Origin of the sequence: Pseudobutyrivibrio ruminis CF1b, from assembly GCF_000424005.1 — a bacterium.
Classification (GTDB): Bacteria; Bacillota; Clostridia; order Lachnospirales; family Lachnospiraceae; genus Pseudobutyrivibrio; species Pseudobutyrivibrio ruminis_C.
In genome coordinates this window covers 18,480-40,788 of sequence record NZ_AUJB01000001.1, presented here as the reverse complement: position 1 = coordinate 40,788, position 22,309 = coordinate 18,480, and the positions used below count along the sequence as shown (strand labels likewise).

Sequence of the window (22,309 nt, the reverse complement as noted above, 5' to 3'; positions counted from 1 at the left end):
AGCCACCTTTTGTTATTAAAGATTAATAATATTGGCATTAAATGCCTGAGGTTCGCTGTCGTCGTGAGTTGTCATGATGACAGTTTTATTTTGGGTTAATTCTTTTATTATGTCGATGACCTGCTGTTTGGTGTCTTCGTCAAGCCCTTTAAGTGGTTCATCCATGATTAGTAAATCAAAGTCGGCAAGGAGTGCCCGAAGGATAGCTACACGGCGTTTCATGCCACCGCTGAACTCAGAGACTGGCTTTTTTGTTTCATTTCCAAGACCAATTCTATCTAGATAAGTTCGTATTTGCGTATCTGATATTCTGGCGGAATCCTCAATCACCATTTTGATATTAAGCAGCGCTGTAAGATTATTGCACAGTCTGTTTTCCTGAAAAACAACGCTTAGATTTTTATCGTCAACACCCAAAATAGTACCTTCATCAGCCTGTTCTAATCCCATAAGGATAGATAGAAGAGTAGTCTTGCCTACGCCTGATTTACCCATGAGGCAGGTAAATGACTTCTCAGGGAAAGTGACAGAAAGATTATCTAGAACCTTCTGGCCGTCGTATGCTTTTGAAAGATTTTTAATTACAATATCCATTCTATCTACCTTCCAATTTATTCATTAAAAGATTAATGACTGCTGAAAAAGCACGGTTAAAAACGATACTTAAAACAATGATTACGATTGTCCAGGCAAATAACTCTGGAGTGTTTAGATAAATCTTTGCTTCGTAAAGACGTTCTCCAATAGAACCACGAGGCAAGCCAATGATTTCTGCGGCTATGCCAGCCTTAAAGCTTAGTCCGTTGGAAAGATTGGCAGCAGCCCTGTAATAAGGAATCACTTCTGGCACATAGATGAATCGTAGTTTTCGTTTAAAAGGAATCTTAAATACCTGAGCCATCTCAAGCATTTTTCCATCCATCTCAGTAAGACCCTGTAAGATATTGGTGTAGATTACAGGAAAAGCCATGAGGAATGCTATAAATACAGAAAGATTCCTGGATGGAATCCAAATCAGCACCAGGATAATAAAGGATGCTACCGGAGTTGATTTTATTACTGCAACAGGTACGGATATCAACTCTTTGAATGGAGTGTAAACATAAGATATGGCAGCAAAAATAACACCAAGTACATTGGCGATAATCAAACCTGTGAAAATTCGTATAAACGTAAATAAAATGGATTGCCAAAAGGAAATTACCCCCAACATCCCTACAAGGCTCTTTAAAACCTTGATAGGAGATGCAAGGAGAATATCAGAATCTAAATAAATAGACAGGAGCTGCCATACAATTATCCAAAAGATGACAGCCCAAAGTCTTAAGTTTTTCTTATTTTTCGATGTAGTAGAATTCATCTGCTGGTACCTGTCCACCTACAGCTTCAGGGTTCTGGTTGTAAAGTTCTTCCAAGTAGCCACCAAGCTTTTCCTTCATATCTGAGCCTGCAATAAAAGTGATGTTGCAGTAAGGAATAGCCTTCTGTGCTACTGCTGCCTTTATAATATCATATTTCTCAATTAATGCAGAAGCATCCTCTACATTGTCATTTGTGTATTTGATTGAATTCTCATACTGATTCAAGAAAATCTCAACAGCTTCTGGATGAGCGTCAACAAAGACTTTTCTTGCTACAATAACTCCAGTCACAAGTGAAGCTGATGAACCATTTGCCTTTGCAGCTGATTCCCACTCTTTAGTCATATCAAGAGCGATTCTCATGTTCTCGTTCTGCATAAGTGCTGTCGTTGCAAATGGCTGTGGAAGCATTGCTACACCATCTTCGTCATTTACAAGTGCGCTTACACATTCAGCATGCTCAGATTTGTATTCAATAGTAACATCCTTTTGTGGATCAATACCATTTGAAGAAAGCATGTAGTTGAGAGCATATTCAGGAGTAGACCCCTTACCGCTGGCATAAATTGTCTTGCCCTTAAGGTCTTCTACACTGTTGATTGTCTCACCGTTTTCTACAATGTATAAAACGCCAAGCGTATTAATTGCAAGCACCTGCATCTGGCCGTCTGTTTTGTTAAAAAGAACAGAAGCGAGATTGGCTGGAACAGCTGCGATATCGTAGTTGCCCTGAATGAGGTTTGGAGTGATTTCATCAGGTGCAGCAGCGATTGTAAATGTGTAATGGTTTGTAGCTGTTTCGCCATTGTCGCTTTCAGCCATCAGCTTGACCATACCCATAGCAGTAGGTCCCTTTAATGCTGCCACGTTAATATCAACGTCCTCAGCAGCGTGTGCCTCTTCAGCTACTGGTTCGTTTTCCTTTGAAGCCTCAAATTCAGCGGTAGGACCATCCTCGCTTGAGGCTGCACTTCCGCAACCTACGAGGCATGTTGCCATTAAGGCTGTTGCCATTAACAGTGAAATGATTTTCTTTTTCATATTTGCCTTCTTTCTTTGCTACTTTACGTAGTTCACAATTAACTTAAATGTATTTTCAACGCCCTTTTTGTGTGAGCGCTCATAACCGTGACTAGCGTATACACCGGCACCGATAAGACCATGCTTTACATCGTAACCAGCAGCAAGAGCTGCATCTGCATCTGAACCATAGTGTGGGTATACGTCGATGGCAAAATCAATTTTATTTTCTTTAGCAACCTTTACAAGATTAGAAACAACATCATAGTTGTAAGGGCCAGCTGAATCCTTGGCACAGATACTTACCTGTGTCTCCTTACAATCAAGTCCCTCACCGATACAACCCATATCTACAGAAAGAATCTCAGTAACTCCCTCAGGAACAGTACCGCAGGCACCGTGACCAACCTCTTCGTAAACTGTGATGTGGTGGTAAACCTTGCGCTCAGGAGTAATCTTGTTGTCTGCAAGATATTTAGCCTGGCCAAGGAGAATACCAACTGAAAGCTTGTCATCAAGGAAACGGCTCTTGATGTAGCCAGATTCTGTAACACGAGTACGTGGCTCGAAAGCTACGATGTCACCAATCATGATACCAAGCTTTTTTGTATCCTCTGCACTTGAAACTTCCTCATCAATAACAACTTCCATACTCTTGAACTCTCGAGCTGTTGTCTTATAATCATCATTTACGTGAACTGAGGCATCGTTAAGCTGGAATGTACCCTCATATATCTTTCCTTCACGAGTGTAAATGCGGCAGTTTTCAGCCTCACCATTGTTAGGAGAAAATCCGCCAAGTGGAGTAAGAGCAAGATTACCATTACCCTTTATCTGGCAAACCATTCCGCCAAGGGTATCCATATGAGCCTCGATAAGAATGGCATCATCTTCATTCTTACCACCAAGATCTACAAGGACACCGCCCTTTGTAGTCATGACTGGCTTGTAGCCAAGCTTTTCATATTCCTTAATAAGATGTTTTGCAGCGTTGTTTGTGAAGCCTGTAGGGCTGTCGATTCCGAGAATATCCACTGTCTGCTGTACCATGTAGTCTACGTATTTTTTTGTCTGCATAAATTCCTCCAAAATCTATTCTATTCCAACTTCGGCTTTGGCCATTCTATCTGCTGCCTCATTGCCGGGGATACCTGTGTGAGCCTTGACATGAACAAAATTCACCCTCAGTTTATCCTTAAGCTGGTCATATTCTTCAACATAAAACATTGAAATCTTCTTATTTGTCTTCCAGTATCTGAGAGGCCATTTTTCGATTCCCTCATAATCATAGAAGAGTGTCATTTCTGTAAGGCCAAGTTCCACTGCCTTTCGCATGGCTGCCACCGCCCCGTGAACCTCGCCAGCTACGTTTCGTGAAACTGCTTCCTCAGGATCATTTCCATTGCCGCGGATTTCAATATCATCTTCTGTATCGCTGTAGTGAAGAAAGCCTCCGAAACCATACACACCAGTGGCCACATTAAATGAACCATCCGTAAATGCGTATATATCAGGAAGATTGGTTACGCCATCAGCTTCTGAAGTAGCGGATTCATTGCTTGGGGAAGCTATGGTCGCTGTGCCGGACATAAATGCTTCTGCCTCTGCAAGGGTCTCAAATCCCTTAAAGACAGCACCTGGATATCCTGACACATTGGATTGGCATTCAGGCCAGGATTTATATATGCCAGGAGCTTTTCCAACCTTCACAGCATAAAAGTTTTTCTTTGCCATATTATTCTCCTAACTTTTTTCTATTTAATATAGTAAAGATAATGGACAGATTTTTCAAATATTAATCACAGTCTATTGTTATTATAGACTATCATAGTGTTTGCAAATTTATGGGGGATAGAGGATGCACGATGTAATTGTTTCAAATATTAATATTATATTGTGGGTTGTATCTGTAGCTGAGCTGGGGCTTGTCTATGTGTTTGCCAATGAATTGAAGCAGAAGAGAAACCTTATGGTGGTATGTATGCTGGCTGTGGCAGTAGGTTTGACTTTTGATGCATTTGTTGTGGCATTAGGGGGAATAATAGATGAATTTCCAATTATATTTTCCCAGTTAAGATACATTATGCACGGAACTATGGTTCCACTTGTGCTGCCTATATGCGGATATAGTCTGAAGCTAAAGAAAAAAGGCATGTGTCTTGTTTGGATTATAACTGTAATACTGATGATACTTGGACTAGTGCAGTCTTTACATGTGGAACTGGTGGAAACAGTAGTTGGAGCAAACGTCAGAATGGCTACAGGTCCTGGTACTCCTGTATGGGCCAGGGTAATTAGCCGTATACTTTCCTTTGGAACAATCATTCCACTGATTATTTCAGGGGCAATTGTTTGGAAGAAATTTAAGATTTCATATATGTTTACAGGTGGAATATTGATGTTTGTTTTTGCAGCTCTTGGACCAGCTACAGGAAATATGGATTTATTATTCTTAATTTCTATGTTTGGAGAAGTATGTATGCTGGCATGCTATTATTTCTATCTAAAGAGCCTTTACGGAGAGCTATATTCAGAGTCATAGAAATGGGGTTTACATCACTACTTTATTATGGTAAAGTGTAGAGCAAATAAAAATCCCAAGGCAAATCAGCCCTGGGAAAAAGAAAAGAGCTGGTGACGGGAATTGAACCCGTGACCCCTTCCTTACCAAGGAAGTGCTCTACCTCTGAGCCACACCAGCTTGCTTATTCAGCAAGAAAAAGGATATCAAAAGTAGGTGGTGAAGTCAATACTGTAGCGCTATTTTTGTTGTTGTAATCAGGGGTTTAGGGGAAAAAGAGTATGAAAATTTCGGTAGTCTCAACAGGGGCACAAGTGGTCTATGAAGAGTTCATGCAGGCCATCAATCAAAGCTCATCTCAGGGCAGAAACAGTGCCTCAAACATTAGCAAAGCTTTTGCAAAAGCACTGAATACCACCACGGTGGCAGACAGTATTTCCAGTGCAACTTCCTACAAAGACATTTTTATCGAGGCCAGCAGAAAGTATGGAGTAAGCTACGATTTACTTACAGCAATGGCTCAGCAGGAGTCGGGATTTGACCCAGATGCAGTCAGTCGTAGCGGAGCTATGGGAATTATGCAGATTATGCCTGAAACAGCCAGGGAATTAGGGCTGGAGCATCCATTTGATGCATATGAGAATATTATGGCAGGTGCCAAGTATATTGCTCAGAAATTGCAGGAATTTGGTGGCAGTGTAGAAAAGGCTCTTGCAGCCTATAATGCAGGCAGCAGCGTTGTTAAGCAATATGGTGGAGTGCCACCTTATGGAGAGACACAGAGTTACGTGAAGAATATTAAGGCTATTATGAAGCGCGGAGCAGATGTGCCTTATACAAATTATATTTCACGTACAGCTTCCAAAAATCAGCTGGAGGAAGATTTGAAAAAGCTTTTACGCGAACTACCAGACACAGAGGAATATGCAGTACTTAAGCAAACATTAGCGGAGATTAATTATTTATGAAAACCCCATTTGTCACAAAAGAAAAGATTCAAGAGATTACAAAGGAGATTCCTACACCATTTAACATTTATGATGAGAAGGGAATACGCGAAAACGCCCGCAAAGTAAACCAGGCATTCAGCTGGAACAAGGGCTTCAAAGAATATTTTGCTGTAAAAGCAAATCCAAATCCATTTATTTTAAAAATCTTACAGGAAGAAGGCTGCGGTGTAGACTGCGCTTCTTATGTTGAGCTCGCTCTTTCTGATGAAATCGGATTTAAGGGCGATGAAATTATGTTTTCTTCTAACGACACTCCAGCCAGCGAGTTCAAGTATGCTGACGATTTGGGAGTAATCGTTAATCTTGATGATTTCACACACATTGATTTTTATGAAAAAGTAGTGGGACATTTTCCAAAGAAGATGTGCTGCCGTTATAACCCAGGTGGAGTTTACGAGCTTTCAAACGGTATCATGGATAACCCTGGTGACAGCAAGTATGGTATGACTAAGGACCAGATTTTTGAGGCATACCAGATTCTTCGTGACAAGGGTGTTGAGGAGTTCGGTATCCACGCATTCCTTGTTTCAAACACAGTTACTAACGAATACTACCCAGCACTTGCAAAGACTTTATTTGAGCTCATTGTTGAGCTTAAGGAAAAGACTGGAATTTCTATTTCATTCGTAAACCTTTCAGGCGGTGTTGGAATTGCATACAGACCAGACCAGACACCAAACGATATTCTTGCAATCGGAGAGGGAGTTCACAAGGCATTTGATGAAATCCTTGTTCCAGCAGGACTTGGTGATGTGGCCATCCTTACAGAGATGGGACGTTTTATGATGGGACCTTACGGTGGACTTGTGACTACAGCTATCCATGAGAAGCACATATACAAGGAGTACATCGGTGTGGATGCTTGTGCAGTAGATTTGATGCGTCCAGCAGTTTATGGTTCATATCATCACGTGACTGTTCTTGGAAAGGAAAATGCACCTGAGGATCACGTATATGATGTAACAGGTTCCCTTTGCGAAAACTGTGATAAGTTCGCAGTGGACAGACAGCTTCCAAAGATTGATAAGGGAGACATCCTTTTCATTCACGACACAGGAGCTCACGGCTATTCTATGGGCTACAATTACAACGGAAAACTCAAGAGTGCAGAGGTACTTTTGAAGGAGGACGGAAGCTTCAAATTAATCCGTCGACCTGAGACAATTAAGGATTATTTGGCTACATTTGATGGCCTTGGAGTGGTTGACAATTTACTTTAAAATATGACAAATAAAAAAAGTGGCCTAGCTTTGCTAGACCACTTTTTTGCTTATGCCGGCTGCGGGACTTGAACCCGCACGATGTTGCCATCAACAGATTTTGAGTCTGCCTCGTCTGCCAATTCCGACAAGCCGGCGTCCGCAAATTAGTATACTAAATTAGATATTTTAATGCAACGCTTTTTTCATTTTCTCCAACAATTCCCCATACATCTTCATAACTTCCTCATGATGCTCCTCGATATATTCATATCGCTCCTCTTTAACAGCAAACTCAAGTCCTTTTGCAGCTTCAGAAACTTCAGTTGCTCCAATGGTAAGCGAAGTTCCTTTGATGGAGTGAGCTACAATTCTGTAGTTTGCCCAGTCCTTATCCTGGTAGTGTTTATCGAGCTGCTCACGTTTGTCGTCATTCATGTAGGTAGTCAAAATCTGATGATAAAAATCTAAATCTCCGGCAGCAAATTCCAGTCCTGATTTAGTATCGAGGAAATCAAGCTTCGAGGTAAAATCACCTGTATCAGAAGTGATATCAGGAGAAGGTTCCACGTTATTGTCTTCGGTAATACTTGTTATCAGCCTGTCTGGAAGATGTTTAAGTACCATGTTTTCAAGGGCAGAAGGATTGATTGGCTTTGAAAGGTAATCATCAAATCCGTCTTCCAAATACTTTCTGTCAGCGCCCATAAGTGCGTTTGCTGTAAGCATGATAGCTGGAATGTACTGGTTGATACAATCTCTGTCAGCACGTAACAATCTAAGAACCTGAATACCATCCATTTCCGGCATCATATGGTCAAGGAATACGATATCGTAATGCTTTTTGTGAAGAAGATCCAAAGCCTGATAACCATTCTGTGCACAGTCTATCTGTATTCCTGTCTCCTTAAGAAGTCCAACAAATACATCCTGGTTCATCTGAACATCGTCAACTGCAAGTATTCGAGCGTCTTTTGCTTTGAAGCTTACCTTGTATTTTGCGCTTGAACCGGCAGCAAACTGTTCTTTGGTCTTGCCCAGAGGCGAGTGGTCAGAGACAATAAATGGCAATTTGACTGTAAATGTTGATCCTCGGCCGTACACACTTTCAACTGAAATTGTTCCATGTAAAAGTGAAACAAGGTTTTTGGTGATGGCCAAACCAAGTCCGGTACCCTGAACAGTCCTGTTTTTACTAAGCTCGAATCGCTGGAAGTTCTCGAACAGATTTGGGAGATCTTCCGATTTGATACCGATACCATTATCTCTAACTTTTATAGAAAGAAGTATTTGCTGTTCATCAAATTCTTCATAATTTACTATTACATCGATAGTTCCACCATCTGGTGTATATTTTACTGCGTTGGAGATGAGGTTTGAAAGAATCTGCTTCAGACGTACTTCATCACCATGTAAAATGTTAGGCGTATCAGGATCACATTCCAAAGAGAAATTCTGCCTCTTGGTTTGGGCCATACTGAGGAACATATTGTAACTGTCACTTAACGCCATACCAATGTCGAAATCAGTAGAAACAATCTCAATCTTTCCGGACTCAATCTTTGAGAAATCTAATACGTCGTTAACCAGAGATGTAAGATTTCGCGAGGCAACATTTATATTATCAGCATATTTCAAAATATTAGCTTCGTGGCATTCTCTCAGGATAAGTTCGTTCATACCAGTGATTACATTGATAGGAGTACGAATCTCATGGGAAATGTTGCTCAGGAATGTACTCTTTGCAGCGTTTGCAGACTGAGCTTCCTGGATAAGTCTGTTTTCTTCAGTCAGATCAGTCGCTACCAAAATGTAACACATAGGCTGGTTGTTTCTATCCATCTTGCAGGAGAAATTTACCAGTGTAACTTTGCCGGTTACGTTGGCGGTGAGACGATAATCGATGGCAATACCATCCTGAGCTTTATCAAACATTCTCATAGGTTCGCCACTTCTCAAATCAAAAATTTCTCGAAGACGAATACGCTGAGGTTCCTTGTCCAGACCCAGTAGTTTGTTAGCATAATCATTTGAAAGATTCAGATGATAGTTGGTATCAAATACCAAAAGTCCTGTTCCTAAGGTTGAAAAGATATCCTTACTGATACTATTGATGGTGATATAGAAAACCATGTAGTCATTGGCGGATATAAAGAACACCGCAAAAGCTATGGAAACACCAATACAATAGAAAGCATGAAGGAAAGGCACTTCGTGCATGGTAAGGAATAAATCTGGAATAGAAGATGACGCAAAAATAAAGTTTGATAAAAATGCGAATAATACCAGCTGTTTATCACGTCTGTACTTTACGTTGAATGCCCAGACAAAACCTACTGTTAAAAGGCAGATTGCTATCAAAAGCTGATATGAATAATGGAAAAGATGTCTGTAAGGGTCATCTCTAACGTAGATAGTATAGTTGTCCAGTCTGTAAAATTTGTTTGAACCAGGATTTCCATAAATAACCAGATCCAAAAGGGCAGCCAGAGATGTCACCCATATAATGAAAATCTCAGCGGTTTTACTGATGTTCAGACAGCTGGTGATAAGGATGATTTCGGCAATTATATAAATGTCTATACCAAGTAAACCTATAACTCTGAAAACATAGGCGAGAGTCAGGTTTGGACTTAAGGACATGAGAGAATAGCCTAAGGAACAAAGACCACTTCCCAGGGCAAGCAGGAAAACTGAGTATTTAAAAAAGCCCTTGGTATGGCGCTCTCTTCGTAAGAAGCTGACACCCAGATGAACAGAGGTGGTGCCAACGATCAGAATAATAATATTGACATAGAGCATATTTTCTTGAATAAATGTCATGGTTTTTTCCTTTTAATATATAGAAGAAATAAAATATGAATATTCAAGACTATTATATATAAAATACAAACAATTTTCATTATCAACTACACAAATATGTGGTATTATGAATTAAAGTAATGTGTTGCGTGTATTTTTAGCACAATCACTTGGGGAGGGAAGATGAGAGTAGCAGTTATTGATGATGAAAGCATTTTCAGAATGCAGCTCAAAATGATGGTGGAGAAGGTGGCCAGCAAAAGGGCATTAAACCTGGAGGTAGAAGAATTCGAGACAGGTCAGTCCTTTGTTGAGGCATTGACAGAACGTCGTTTTGACATTGTTTTTATGGATATTTTTATGCCGGACATGGATGGCATAGAAACAGCAAAGAAGCTGAGAGAGCTCACTGAAAAAACATTCCTTATTTTCATGACTGCTTCAGAGGGACATTATCCTGATGCATTTTCTCTTCATGCTTTTGATTATGTGACAAAGCCTTTCACTTTGGAAAGAATAGATAACGTAATTGCAGAAATTGTTGATCATACACCAATAGATGCAATCTTTATTAAAATCACAGTTGGTTCTGTAGACGAGAGAATTTATCTTAAGAATATTGTTTCCGTGACTACAGATGGACATTATCTGGAGATTCATAAGGATGACGGAGGCTCATCAAGAGTGCGTCTGACATCGGGAGAATTTCTTAGCATGACTGGTTCTGACAGAAGATTCATTATGATTAACCGAGGTATTATAATCAATATGGATTACATTGACAGAATTGAAGGTGGAGATGTTTATTTAGATGACAGATCCATTTTCCCAATGTCAGCAAAGAAGATTGCAGACATCACTCAAAAAATTAGAGATTACCAGTTCAGTAGCAATTAAAAGTAAATTTAATAACAAATAACCAATTAGAGACGTAGGTTTTTGCCAAAATCAATGCGATTTTGCCAAAGCACTTGCGTCTCTTTATTTATTTGGTAAGGTGGTATTAACGGGAATTATATCCTATAACGTTTTTCTCGGGAGAGTATAAAGAAAAAATAAGAAGGACTAGAAAAGTTTATGAAAAATCGTTCGGTGCAAGCTATAACCATTGGCTTGTCTGCTCTTTCTTTAGTTGCCCCGACTGGCATGACAATGTATGCCCAGGCAGCTGAAGCAGTAAACGATGCAGATACCACCACAGAACAGCAGTTATTTAGCGATTCTGGAGAGAAGGCTATAGCTGAAGAGGTTTCAAATTTATCGGAACAACTCAATACGAACACTACAAGCCAGCTTAGTGAGGCTGCTTCTGCACCAGCGGCAGAGGGGCAGTTTGACCAGGAGGTTTCAGCGGTATTAGAAAACGAAGCTACTGCAAAGGACGCGGTAGGTTCTGTTAGTGCGTCTTTAGATAATATTGTAAAAGCAGGGGAGGCTATCGGCGAAGCCCAGACTCAGGTGCAGGATGCGGTTTCACAGGCAGATAGCGCCATTAAGAATGTTGGAGAAGCTACATCTGCAGCAAATGAACAGGCTCAGGATGCAGTTTCTATTATTAAAGATGAAAACGTTTCCGAAGCTGATGCTGCCACTATTATTGCGGACACAGATAAGACTGTAGAAGAGGCACAGACAGCTTTTGACGAAGCTGAGAATAAATATAATGATGCATTGTTGGCATATAATATTGCCAAGGATGACTACGAAACAGCACTTGTTGCATACAACCTCAATAAAGAAGAGGCCACTGGTAATTTAGCTGGTGCAGAGTCAGCATTGGAGTCTGCTCAGGCACATTTGGATGACCTCCAAAAGCAACTTGAATCTGCACAGAAGGAAATTGCCGATGCTGGAGCAGATGCATTGGTAGCTGCTGAGAATGCAGCAGTTAATGCTTCAGATGAAGATCGAATGACATATGCAAATACATATGTTGCTGCAATACTCCAGTATTATTATCTGCCAAAGGTTGAGGGGCTTTTAGTCGGTCAGACAATCGAAAACTTAAGAATCGAACCTATGGAGGATGACGGTAGTCGCGTCAGTGTTATTTACAGCATTGCCAACGAGGATAAAAAAGTTGTCCGTGAAGTATATGCTATTTATGGATGCATAATAGACAAAGAGACCTGGCAGGTGCAGATTTATAGCAAAAAATACATGGAAATCCAGGTGCCTGTTTCCCCAAAAAAGGAATCAAAGAAACCTCTTTTGATGGGTAGTGCCAAGAAAGCCAACAATAGCTTCGAAGAAAGATATATTAACGTTGGAGATGAAATGTGGATGCAGTTTGTTACTGATTATACTACCTACATTTCAGGCGTTAGAGCAAAAATTGACGCATACAACAGTTTATTGGCATCAGTGGAAATTGCAAAGGCAGATTTTCAGGATGCAAGGGATAAAGTGACTTCTATAAAATTGCAGATAGAAGAGCTGAATAAGGCTACAGATTTAAATTCAGCCGCAGAGATGGCACGTTTGGAAGGTTTACTTGAAAGCGCACAGCTTGAGTATACTGATGCAAAAGAAAACCTTGAAAGTGCCAAGGCTACACTTTCTGATGCAAAGATGTTGTTTAATGAAAAATTCGTCAAGGCAACTCCTGTTTCACAGAATAGTTCCTCAGGCAGTGCCCAGTCATCAGGCACTCTTGCCTCTAATATTGCCAGACTGGAAGCAAGAATCGATCAGGAATTGGTGGAGCTGGAGGAGATTCAGGATGAAGTGACTCCTACCACTGCAGGTAGTGGTGCTGAAGTTTCAGTTATAAATGAAGCAGAAGTAGCTGGTAATACAGGTAAATCTGAAATGGCAGGTGCTGAAAAATCTGCTTCTAAAGATAAGGTTGTTCAGCCACAGGATATTTTGCCTGTTCCAGATGAAATCGTCACAATCGACGAAGAGAATATTCCACTTGCAATCACACTTGCGGGTATGATTCAGCATGCAAAGTGGTTTATCGCTCTCGGTGGAGTTTCACTTGCAGGAGGACTTGTTGGTTTGATTGAAGTGAAGCGTAGAGCTGCAACAAAGGTAATAGATAAGCTTAATCAATAGTGTTGTTGCCAAAAAATCGACGATTTTGCCAATCTATTGTTCAAAGCTCTTTAGAATGGTAAAGTACATATTGTTAGATGACGTTCACATAACCATCACAGATATGACACAGAATAGACGCAATTGAGATAATTGATGAATTATTGAGAACGGCAGTTATAGGGATAAAAATGGTGTCGAGGTGTTGAGAAATATTCACAGCCAGAGCGGCTCGTGGCAGGGGAGGCCACAGCTACTCAAATCGAGATTACATTGGTCGCTGAGAATGAAAGAGAATGGTGAGAGGTATTGTGGTTATGAAAGTGTTTATCCTTAAGATGAAAATGTTTAGGACTATGGTTGAGAATCACAGGACTAGACGTATGCTCAAAAGGCTGGAAATGAAAAAGAGCTAATCATCCACGACGACACGAGAAAGAGGAATCCGAGAGGGTTCCTTTTTTTGTGGGCAAAACATTAATATTGTTCCTAAAAGAAAACAGAATTCCTACAAATAATTGTGATATAGTATACTTTGTGAAAAATTAAACGATAATTTTTTATCAATAAGGTATGGATTCAAAGTTAATAGAAACACTAGACAAATTAAATAGAGAACATTCCCTTGAGCTGGAGGAATATCAGCTTCTTATAGAGAATATTAATCCTGATTTAATGAAACGTGCAGCAGAGTATGCTGTGAAGTATCAGGAACAGTTTTATGGAAAAAAGGTATTCGTAAGAGGTCTGGTAGAATTTACAAATTATTGTAAGAATGACTGCTATTATTGTGGCATCAGAAGAGGTAACAGGGAGTGCGAAAGATATCGTCTCAGAAAGGATGATATCATTGCCTGTGCTAATGAAGGCTACCAGCTTGGATTTAGGACAGTAGTTCTTCAGGGCGGAGAAGATTATACATATAGTGATGAGGATATTTGTGAGATTATCAAAGGAATCAAGCAGTCTCATCCAGATATGGTTATTACTCTTTCCATTGGTGAAAGAGAGCGCTCTAGCTACGAGGCATACTATGAGGCAGGGGCCAGAAGATTCCTGCTTAGACATGAGACTGCCAGTTCAGAGCTTTATGACAAGCTTCATCCTGAGGAGATGAGCTTTGAGCACAGAATGAACTGCCTTCGTGAATTAAAAGATATCGGTTATCAGGTAGGCGCTGGATTTATGGTTCAGTCCCCTGGGCAGACTGCCGCTGATTTGGCAAAGGATTTGAAGTTCATCGAAGAATTCAAGCCAGACATGTGTGGCATCGGGCCATTTATTAGCCATAAGGATACACCTTTTGCAAAGGAAGAAAGCGGCACTATGGAGATGACTCTTTTCTTGTTGTCATTGCTTAGAATCATTTATCCACAGATGCTTATTCCAGCTACAACAGCTCTTGGTACAATTGATCCAAAGGGAAGAGAGAAAGGCATCCTGGCAGGAGCCAATGTTCTCATGCCTAACCTTTCTCCTACATCAGTGCGAAAGATGTACACATTATATGACAACAAAATCTGCACTGGCGAAGAAGCCGCTGAGTGCATTGCATGCCTTAAAGGGCGTGTCTCGTCCATCGGTTATGAGGTCGTTACAGACGCTGGTAACAGGGCGGGTTTTATAGAAAAGAGGTAAAGAAATGTACAACGTAAAATCTATGAAAGCTGATGAGTTCATTGACCATCAGGAAATCCTCGACACAATAGAATATGCCGAAGCAAACAAAAACAATTTTGAGCTTATTGATCAGCTCCTTGAAAAAGCAAGACCAGTAAAGACAGCAGAAGGCTGTGTATGCAGCGGTCTTTCACATCGTGAGGCAGCAGTTCTTCTTGCCTGCGATGATTCAAAATATATCGAGAAGATGTACAGCGTAGCACAGGAGATTAAGGATGCTTTCTACGGTAACCGTATCGTTCTCTTTGCTCCACTTTATCTTTCAAATTACTGTGTAAACGGTTGTGTTTACTGTCCATATCACATTAAGAATAAGCACATCGCACGTAAGAAGCTTACACAGGAAGAGGTTAAGGCTGAGGTTATCGCACTTCAGGATATGGGTCACAAGAGACTTGCCATCGAAGCAGGTGAGGATCCAGTTAACAACCCAATCGAATACATCCTCGAGTGTATCGATACAATTTACAGCATTCACCATAAGAACGGCGATATCAGACGTGTAAATGTTAATATCGCAGCTACAACAGTTGAGAATTATCGCAAGCTCAAGGAAGCAGGAATCGGTACATACATCCTCTTCCAGGAGACATACAATAAAAAGAGCTATGAGGAGCTTCACCCAACAGGACCAAAGCACGATTATGCATACCATACAGAGGCTATGGACCGTGCCATGGAAGGTGGAATCGATGATGTAGGTCTTGGTGTTCTTTTCGGACTTGAGAGCTACAAGTATGAGTTCACAGGACTTCTCATGCATGCAGAGCATCTTGAGGCAGTTCACGGCGTTGGCCCACACACTATTTCAGTTCCACGTGTAAAGCACGCTGATGACATCGACCCAGATGTATTCGACAACTCTATTCCAGACGAGATGTTCACAAAGATTGCAGCCTGCATCAGAATTGCAGTTCCTTACACAGGTATGATTATCTCTACTCGTGAGTCTGAGGAAGTTAGACGTAAGATGCTTCAGGTTGGTATTTCACAGGTTTCTGGTGCCAGCCGTACATCAGTAGGTGGCTACACAGAAGAGGAGAGACCACACGATACAGAGCAGTTTGATGTTTCTGATCAGCGTACTCTCGATGAGGTAGTTAAGTGGCTTATGGAGACAGGTCACATCCCTTCATTCTGTACAGCTTGCTACCGCGCAGGACGTACAGGTGACAGATTCATGTCACTTTGCAAGACAGGTCAGATTATTAACTGCTGTCATCCAAATGCTCTCATGACTCTTACAGAGTACCTTGTAGATTATGCTTCTGAGGAGACAAAGAAGGTTGGCTACAAGATGATTGAGGAAGAATTAAAGAAGATTCCAAAGGAAAATGTTAGAAAGACTGCCGAGGAAAATATAGAGGCTATCAAGAACTCTAACAGAAGAGATTTCCGCTTCTAGTTCTTAGTTTTTTAATAAAATAAACAAAATTTTATTGTATTCTTATAGGAGGCGAGTATGTCCCTTAACAATACAGCCAGTGGCCAGCGTGTCCACATCGGCTTTTTTGGAATCAGAAATGCTGGAAAATCCAGCATCGTAAATAAACTTACAAATCAGGAGATTTCTCTGGTTTCAGCTCACAAAGGCACCACTACTGACCCTGTAAAAAAGGCAATGGAGATTTTGCCAATCGGTCCGGTGGTTATCATCGATACAGCAGGTTTCGATGATGAGGGAGAGCTTGGCGAGCTTAGAAAGAATCGTACATATCGAATCCTGGATGAGATTGATATTGTGGTGATGGTACTTGATGCCAGAGAGAAAGAGCTTTCTGAAGAGGAAGCTGATTTCCTTAAAAATGTTAAGGAGCGCAAAGTTCCTTACATAATAATTGAGAATCACACAGATGAGGCCGAGGCCCATGGCTATCCAGGTCTAGAGGAAGAAAGCCTTATATATGTGGATGCCACATCCGATGATATGTCAAAGGTAAAGGAAGCCTTGATAAAGCTTCTTCCTGATATCAAGGAGCCAGCGCTTGTTGCTGATTTGGTTGAGCCAAAGAGCACAGTGGTTTTGGTTATCCCAATTGATGAGTCGGCACCAAAGGGAAGAGTAATTCTTCCACAGCAGATGGTTCTCAGAGACCTTCTTGATAACAATTGCAAGATTCTTTGCTGCCAGGTAGAAGAGCTGGCAGAGGCACTTGAAGAAGATAAAAATATATCATTGGTAATTACTGATTCACAGGCATTTGAAGAAGTTTCAAAGATTGTTCCTGAGGATACAGCACTTACATCATTCAGTATTCTTATGGCTCGCTACAAGGGCAGCCTGAATACTCAGCTTGAGGGTGTTGCAGCTCTTAAGAAATTAGAGGATGGGGATAAGGTTCTTATTTCAGAGGCCTGCACTCATCACAGACAGTGTAACGACATCGGCACCGTAAAGATGCCAGGATGGGTTAAAAAATACACTGGCAAAGAAATTGATTTTGAATTTTCTTCTGGAAATGATTTTCCTGAAGATTTATCAAAATATAAACTTGTGATTCATTGCGGTGGTTGCATGATAAATGGGGCTGAAATGCAGAATCGCGTTAAACATTGCAAATCCCAGGGGGTTCCAGTAGTTAACTACGGAATGGCCATAGCGGAATTCAATGGCATTTTAGACAGAAGTCTAAGAGTTATTAATTAACAACAAACTGGCAAATAAAAAAAGTAAAAGGAGACAAATATGGTAACTTCAGATCAAAGTATTGTACGTTTGAAGCATGACATTATGGAGCAGGTTTGTAAGCTTGCTTGGAATGGTGAGCTTGATGCAGAGCACAAAGAGGCTGTTTGCTACGAAATCATCCCTGGTCCAAGACCAACATATCGTTGTTGTGTTTACAAGGAGAGAGAAATCGTAAGACAGAGAATTATTCTTTCTTGCGCAGAGAACCTTCCTACTAACCCGGATTCAAAGAACGTTGTACAGGTTATCCAGCCAGCATGTGATGACTGTTCAATCGCTTCATATTCAGTAACAGATAACTGCCGTTTCTGTCTTGGAAAGGCATGTCTTAACTCTTGTAAGTTCGGTGCTATCACTCCAGGTGAGAGAAGAATGCACATCGATCCTACAAAGTGTAAGGAGTGCGGTATGTGTGCTAAGGAGTGTCCTTACCAGGCTATCGTTCACCTTGAGAGACCATGTAAGAAGGCTTGCCCAGTTGGCGCTATTTCTTACGATGAGTACGGTCACTGTGTAATTGACGATGAGAAGTGTATCTCATGCGGTCACTGTATCCACAGCTGTCCATTCGGTGCTATCGGTTCTAAGACATATCTTGTACATATCATCAAGGCTATCCTTGAGGGTAAGAAGGTTTACGCTATGTGCGCACCTGCTACAGAGGGACAGTTCGGTGAGGACATCTCAATGGCAGCAGTTAAGGCAGCTTGCAAGAAGCTTGGTTTCACAGATATGATCGAGGTTGGTCTCGGTGGAGATATGACAGCAGCTTACGAGTCTGCTGAGTGGTTCGAAGCTAAGGAAGAGGGACGTCAGATGACAACATCTTGCTGCCCAGCTTTCATCAACATGCTTAGAAAGCACTTCCCAGAGCAGTTCGAGAACAACATGTCTTCAACTGTATCTCCAATGTGCGCTATCTCTCGTTTCCTTAAGGCTACAGAGGGTGATGACGTTGTAACAGTATTCGTTGGACCATGTATCGCTAAGAAGTCTGAGGCTGCTGACGAGACAGTACCAGGAAATGCAGATTACGTTATCACATTTGGTGAGCTTCGTGCAATGATGCGTTCTAAGGGCGTTGAGTTCGAACCAGTTGCTGAGGATTACCAGGAGTCATCTACATTTGGTAAGCACTTCGCTTCTTCAGGCGGTGTTGCTAAGGCTGTTATCGAGTGCATGCAGGAGCGTGGACAGAATACAGATGATATTAAGCTTATGCAGTGTGCTGGTGGTGCTGAGTGTAAGAAGGCACTTATGCTCCTTAAGAGCGGAAAGCTTGATGCAGACTTCGTAGAAGGTATGATTTGCGAGGGCGGTTGCGTTGGTGGCCCATCTAAGCATAGAGCTGAGAGAGAAATCCTTAAGGCTAGAACAAGCCTTATCGGAAAGGCTGATGGACGTAAGATTCTTGCAAACCTTGAGAACTACCCAATGGATAAGTTCTCTATGTACCGTGATGGTCATATGGAATAAGCAAATTAAAAAGGCCTACCTCAATGAGGTGGGTCTTTTTTGTTTGCCACAGCGCGCCCCCATTGCCGGAGGCAATCTTTAATGGGCGCTGCTTTCCCGCTTTATTCAAAATTGCCAAAAAATAGCAATAATTAGCAACTATTTTGTGGAATATATGCTATACTAGTATAGCTGAATGCTATTGGGGATAGGAAAAACATTCAGTATTTAATAATGTATTTAACTTAATAAGGAGGGGGAAATAATGGAAACATTAGTGACAGCATTGATTTGCTTTCCATTTCTCTGGGCGATTTTGCCTGCGGTGATTCATAATTCAAAACGCAGAGCATTCTTCGTCTATCTGGGCTGCGGAATAGTTATGGTTCTGTCAGTCTTCACTGCGGTTCGGTGGTATCTTGATGGGGGTCAGACACTGAATTTCAGATTGCCTTATCAGGAGATGTTTGGGCACATCTTTTTGGTAGGCGACGTATTCCTGATGTGTTTTATCACATATCTCGCATATAAGTATAAAAAATTAATAATATCTGTACTTACTATAGTATCTACAGTGATCCCATCAGCATTTGAGTTGGTTGGTCCAAAGCTTCCAAACAACTACACAATGCGTTTTGACTGGCTCACATTCATAATGATTTTAATCATTGGTGTGATTGGTTCACTGATTGGTGTCTATGCAGTAGGTTATATGCATGGATATCACATTCATCACCATAAGGAGCTACCAGACAGACGAAGCTTCTTTTTGGCAATGATATTTGTATTTTTCGGTGCTATGTTTGGACTTGTATTTTCTGCTAATCTCTTAAGCTTGTATTTCTTCTGGGAGATTACATCTGTTACATCTTTCCTTCTAATAGGATACACTCACACAGATGAGGCAATAAATAATTCCTTCAAGGCACTGTGGATGAACCTTTTAGGTGGCTGCGGTATGGCAGTGGCTATTTCAGTTGGATATTTGTGGTTCAACACAGTAAATCTTTTCGATTTCATCGATTTAGCTAAAGCTTCACCAGATAACATGAGGTATTTGCTTCCAATAGCAATGCTTGCTTTTGCAGCGCTTACTAAGTCTGCACAGTTCCCATTTTCGGGATGGCTTCTTGGTGCCATGGTTGCACCTACACCATCGTCAGCACTTCTTCACAGTGCCACAATGGTAAAGGCTGGAGTATATCTTCTTATTAGATTAACAACAGCTATGGCAGACAACTATGTAGGAAACATGGTAGCTCTTATCGGTGGATTCACATTCCTTGCAGCTTCTTGTCTTGCAATCTCAGTTTCAGATGGCAAGAAGGTTTTGGCATATTCTACTATTTCAAACCTTGGACTTATTGTTGCATGTACAGGCTGTGGTTACGAAGAAACAATTTGGGCAGCAGTATTCCTTGTAATCTTCCATGCTGTTTCAAAGTCTATGCTTTTCCAGTGCGTAGGTGCTATTGAAAACACAATCGGAAGCCGTGATGTAGAGGATATGCAGGGACTGATGTCAATCTTCCCTAAGCTTGCATTCATTCTCATGATTGGTATTGCTGGAATGTTCCTTGCTCCATTTGGAATGCTTATTTCAAAGTGGGCAGCACTGAAGGCATTTATTGATACTCGTTCAGTATATGTATCATCACTTATGGTTCTCTTCATTTGCTTTGGTTCAGCTACAACAATGTTTTACTGGACAAAGTGGATGTCAAAGATTCTTGGCGCAGCAACGCGTGAGAAATCAAGAGACCTTACAAAGTGGAACGAGTACACATCAATGTTCTTCCATGCAGTTTTGCTTGTTGCACTTATACTTGGATTCCCATGGTTATCAGAGCATGTGCTTAAGCCACTTTCAAATGATATGTTTGGTGTGGTTAAGCAGGTTATTTCATATCAGAATATCATCATCATGATTGTTCTTCTGGTAGGTGTATTTGTAATTCCATATGTAAATTACCTGATGACAAAAAATACAAAGGCTAAGCAGGTAATCACATACATGGGTGGTGCAAATGCCGGCGACAATATGAACTTTATTTCATCAACAGGTGAAGCTAAGGAAATGCATGTGGCTAACTTCTATATGGAAGAGCTTATGGGAGAGAAGAGACTCTTTACTCCAGCCATTATGATCTCTACCTTCATAATAATTGTTTATCAGATTATTGTAATAGGAGGTGCGTTCTAATGGATGTAAGTACACGTATGATTTTGGCTGGATGTTATATTATCTTTGCACCTTTTATTATCGGTTTGCTTGAAGGCTGCGACAGAAAAATTTCAGCACGTATGCAGGGACGTAGAGGTCCTTCAGTGCTTCAGCCATTTTATGATTTAAAGAAATTATTTGAAAAGGAATTTTTAACAGCAAACAAGATGCAGCTTTTTATGATACGTTCATATCTTTGCTTCATCATCCTGTCAGGAATCCTTTTCTTCGGAGGCTTTGATTTACTTCTTGTAGTATTTGCCCTTTCAACATCAGCAATGTTTTTGATTCTGGCATCTACTACAACACATTCTCCATTCAGCTCACAGGGTACACACAGAGAGCTTGTACAGATTATGGCATGCGAGCCAATGGAGCTTTTGGTGGCAGTTGGTTTTTACCTTGCCACAGCAACATTTAATGTATCAGACATTGTAATGAATAGTGATTTTGCAAGAGTAATCATGTTGCCAGGATTTTTCGTGGGATTTGTATTTATCCTTACAATCAAATTCAGAAAATCACCATTTGATATTTCTACATCTCACCATGCACACCAGGAAGTAGTAAAGGGTGTTACATCAGAGATGGTAGGTAAGGAATATGGAATGGTAACACTGGCTGAGTGGTATGAAAATGCAATCCTTTATGGAATAGTTGCATTGTTCTTCCTGAACAGTAATCCATTGTCAGTAATATGGGCAATTGTTGCAATATTAGCAGTATGGTTCCTTGAAATTCTCATCGACAACACATCTGCAAGAGTTAAATGGCAGCTGATGTTAAAGCTTGCCTGGGGCGTAACAATTATTGCAGCAGGAATGAATTTATTCTTACTTGAGATTATTAGGGGGAACTTAAGATGAGTACAATACATAAATCGCCATGGCTGCTCCACTATGATGGCAGCAGCTGCAATGGCTGTGATATAGAGGTTTTGGCATGCACCACACCTGTTTATGATGTAGAGCGTTTTGGAGTCATCAACACAGGTAACCCAATGCATGCAGATATTTTCCTCATTACTGGTGGTATCAACTCTCAGAATGAAGCTGTAGTTAAGCAGATTTATGACCAGATGCCACAGCCAAAGGTTGTTATAGCAGTAGGTACCTGCGCCTGCACAGGTGGCATTTTCAAGGAATGCTACAACATTAAGGGCGGTGCAGACACAGTTATTCCTGTGGATATTTACGTGCCTGGCTGCGCGGCTCGCCCAGAGTCAATTATTGATGGTGTAGTAAAGGGCATAGGACTTTTCAAGGAAAAGGCAGAGGCTCTTGCAGCATCGCAGAAGGCTTAAGTAGGA

Annotated in this window: 18 protein-coding genes and 2 tRNA genes; 12 read left to right on the top strand and 8 right to left on the bottom strand. The window is 41.0% G+C overall.

Annotation, left to right across the window (positions count from 1 at the left end; genetic code table 11):
• Positions 1-15: 15 nt before the first annotated feature.
• Genes G592_RS0100195 through G592_RS0100175 form a run of 5 tightly spaced genes read right to left on the bottom strand, consistent with a single transcriptional unit; the run spans position 16 to position 4,115 of the window.
• Positions 16-594 (bottom strand): ATP-binding cassette domain-containing protein, encoded by a 579-nt coding sequence (locus G592_RS0100195; RefSeq protein ID WP_028246033.1) that lies wholly within the window; start codon positions 592-594, stop codon positions 16-18.
• Between the two features lies 1 nt (position 595).
• Positions 596-1,360 (bottom strand): ABC transporter permease, encoded by a 765-nt coding sequence (locus G592_RS0100190; protein WP_028246032.1) that lies wholly within the window; start codon positions 1,358-1,360, stop codon positions 596-598.
• Positions 1,335-2,402 (bottom strand): ABC transporter substrate-binding protein, encoded by a 1,068-nt coding sequence (locus G592_RS0100185; RefSeq protein WP_028246031.1) that lies wholly within the window; start codon positions 2,400-2,402, stop codon positions 1,335-1,337. Before G592_RS0100185 ends, G592_RS0100190 begins: the two co-directional genes overlap by 26 nt.
• 18 nt (positions 2,403-2,420) lie before the next feature.
• A complete protein-coding gene (locus G592_RS0100180; protein WP_028246030.1) occupies positions 2,421-3,458 on the bottom strand; it encodes a M42 family metallopeptidase in 1,038 nt (345 codons plus the stop codon).
• A gap of 15 nt (positions 3,459-3,473) precedes the next feature.
• Positions 3,474-4,115 (bottom strand): viroplasmin family protein, encoded by a 642-nt coding sequence (locus G592_RS0100175; RefSeq protein ID WP_028246029.1) that lies wholly within the window; start codon positions 4,113-4,115, stop codon positions 3,474-3,476.
• Positions 4,116-4,239: 124 nt separating this feature from the next.
• Here G592_RS0100175 and G592_RS0100170 point away from each other — a divergent pair, with 124 nt between their 5' ends.
• On the top strand, positions 4,240-4,923 hold the full coding sequence (locus G592_RS0100170) for a hypothetical protein (protein ID WP_028246028.1): 684 nt from the start codon (positions 4,240-4,242) through the stop codon (positions 4,921-4,923).
• 87 nt (positions 4,924-5,010) lie between these two features.
• Here the strand turns inward: G592_RS0100170 and G592_RS0100165 are convergent.
• Positions 5,011-5,082, bottom strand: a tRNA-Thr gene (locus G592_RS0100165).
• A 101-nt stretch (positions 5,083-5,183) separates the two neighbouring features.
• Between G592_RS0100165 and G592_RS15150 the strand changes: the two genes are divergently transcribed.
• Both G592_RS15150 and G592_RS0100155 read left to right on the top strand, forming a co-directional pair.
• Positions 5,184-5,870 carry a lytic transglycosylase domain-containing protein gene (locus tag G592_RS15150; RefSeq protein ID WP_051194675.1) on the top strand — a complete coding sequence of 229 codons (687 nt, stop codon included), beginning with the start codon at positions 5,184-5,186 and terminating at the stop codon, positions 5,868-5,870.
• A complete protein-coding gene (locus tag G592_RS0100155; protein ID WP_028246027.1) occupies positions 5,867-7,132 on the top strand; it encodes a diaminopimelate decarboxylase in 1,266 nt (421 codons plus the stop codon). Before G592_RS15150 ends, G592_RS0100155 begins: the two co-directional genes overlap by 4 nt.
• A 53-nt stretch (positions 7,133-7,185) precedes the next feature.
• Here the strand turns inward: G592_RS0100155 and G592_RS0100150 are convergent.
• Together G592_RS0100150 and G592_RS16755 are read right to left on the bottom strand one after the other, a co-directional pair.
• Positions 7,186-7,269, bottom strand: a tRNA-Leu gene (locus tag G592_RS0100150).
• 31 nt (positions 7,270-7,300) lie between these two features.
• Positions 7,301-9,934 carry an ATP-binding protein gene (locus tag G592_RS16755; protein WP_051194674.1) on the bottom strand — a complete coding sequence of 878 codons (2,634 nt, stop codon included), beginning with the start codon at positions 9,932-9,934 and terminating at the stop codon, positions 7,301-7,303.
• Positions 9,935-10,096: 162 nt separating this feature from the next.
• Here G592_RS16755 and G592_RS0100140 point away from each other — a divergent pair, with 162 nt between their 5' ends.
• From G592_RS0100140 to G592_RS0100095, 9 genes are all read left to right on the top strand, one after another.
• A complete protein-coding gene (locus G592_RS0100140; protein WP_028246026.1) occupies positions 10,097-10,810 on the top strand; it encodes a LytR/AlgR family response regulator transcription factor in 714 nt (237 codons plus the stop codon).
• Positions 10,811-10,990: 180 nt separating this feature from the next.
• Positions 10,991-12,973, top strand: a complete 1,983-nt coding sequence (locus tag G592_RS0100135) for a hypothetical protein (protein WP_028246025.1) — start codon at positions 10,991-10,993, stop codon at positions 12,971-12,973.
• A gap of 552 nt (positions 12,974-13,525) precedes the next feature.
• Positions 13,526-14,590 (top strand): [FeFe] hydrogenase H-cluster radical SAM maturase HydE, encoded by a 1,065-nt coding sequence (gene hydE / locus G592_RS0100125; protein WP_028246024.1) that lies wholly within the window; start codon positions 13,526-13,528, stop codon positions 14,588-14,590.
• A gap of 4 nt (positions 14,591-14,594) precedes the next feature.
• Positions 14,595-16,037, top strand: coding sequence for a [FeFe] hydrogenase H-cluster radical SAM maturase HydG (gene hydG, locus G592_RS0100120; protein ID WP_028246023.1), 1,443 nt, complete (start codon positions 14,595-14,597; stop codon positions 16,035-16,037).
• Between the two features lie 57 nt (positions 16,038-16,094).
• Positions 16,095-17,279, top strand: coding sequence for a [FeFe] hydrogenase H-cluster maturation GTPase HydF (gene hydF, locus G592_RS0100115; protein ID WP_028246022.1), 1,185 nt, complete (start codon positions 16,095-16,097; stop codon positions 17,277-17,279).
• A gap of 39 nt (positions 17,280-17,318) precedes the next feature.
• A complete protein-coding gene (locus G592_RS0100110; protein ID WP_028246021.1) occupies positions 17,319-18,797 on the top strand; it encodes a 4Fe-4S dicluster domain-containing protein in 1,479 nt (492 codons plus the stop codon).
• Between the two features lie 244 nt (positions 18,798-19,041).
• Positions 19,042-20,979, top strand: coding sequence for an NADH-quinone oxidoreductase subunit L (locus G592_RS0100105; protein ID WP_028246020.1), 1,938 nt, complete (start codon positions 19,042-19,044; stop codon positions 20,977-20,979).
• Positions 20,979-21,866, top strand: a complete 888-nt coding sequence (locus G592_RS0100100) for a complex I subunit 1 family protein (RefSeq protein WP_028246019.1) — start codon at positions 20,979-20,981, stop codon at positions 21,864-21,866. The genes G592_RS0100105 and G592_RS0100100 overlap by 1 nt, the downstream gene beginning before the upstream one ends.
• Entirely contained in the window at positions 21,863-22,303 is a 441-nt protein-coding gene (locus G592_RS0100095; protein WP_028246018.1) for an NADH-quinone oxidoreductase subunit B family protein, read from the top strand. The genes G592_RS0100100 and G592_RS0100095 overlap by 4 nt, the downstream gene beginning before the upstream one ends.
• Positions 22,304-22,309 lie beyond the last annotated feature (6 nt).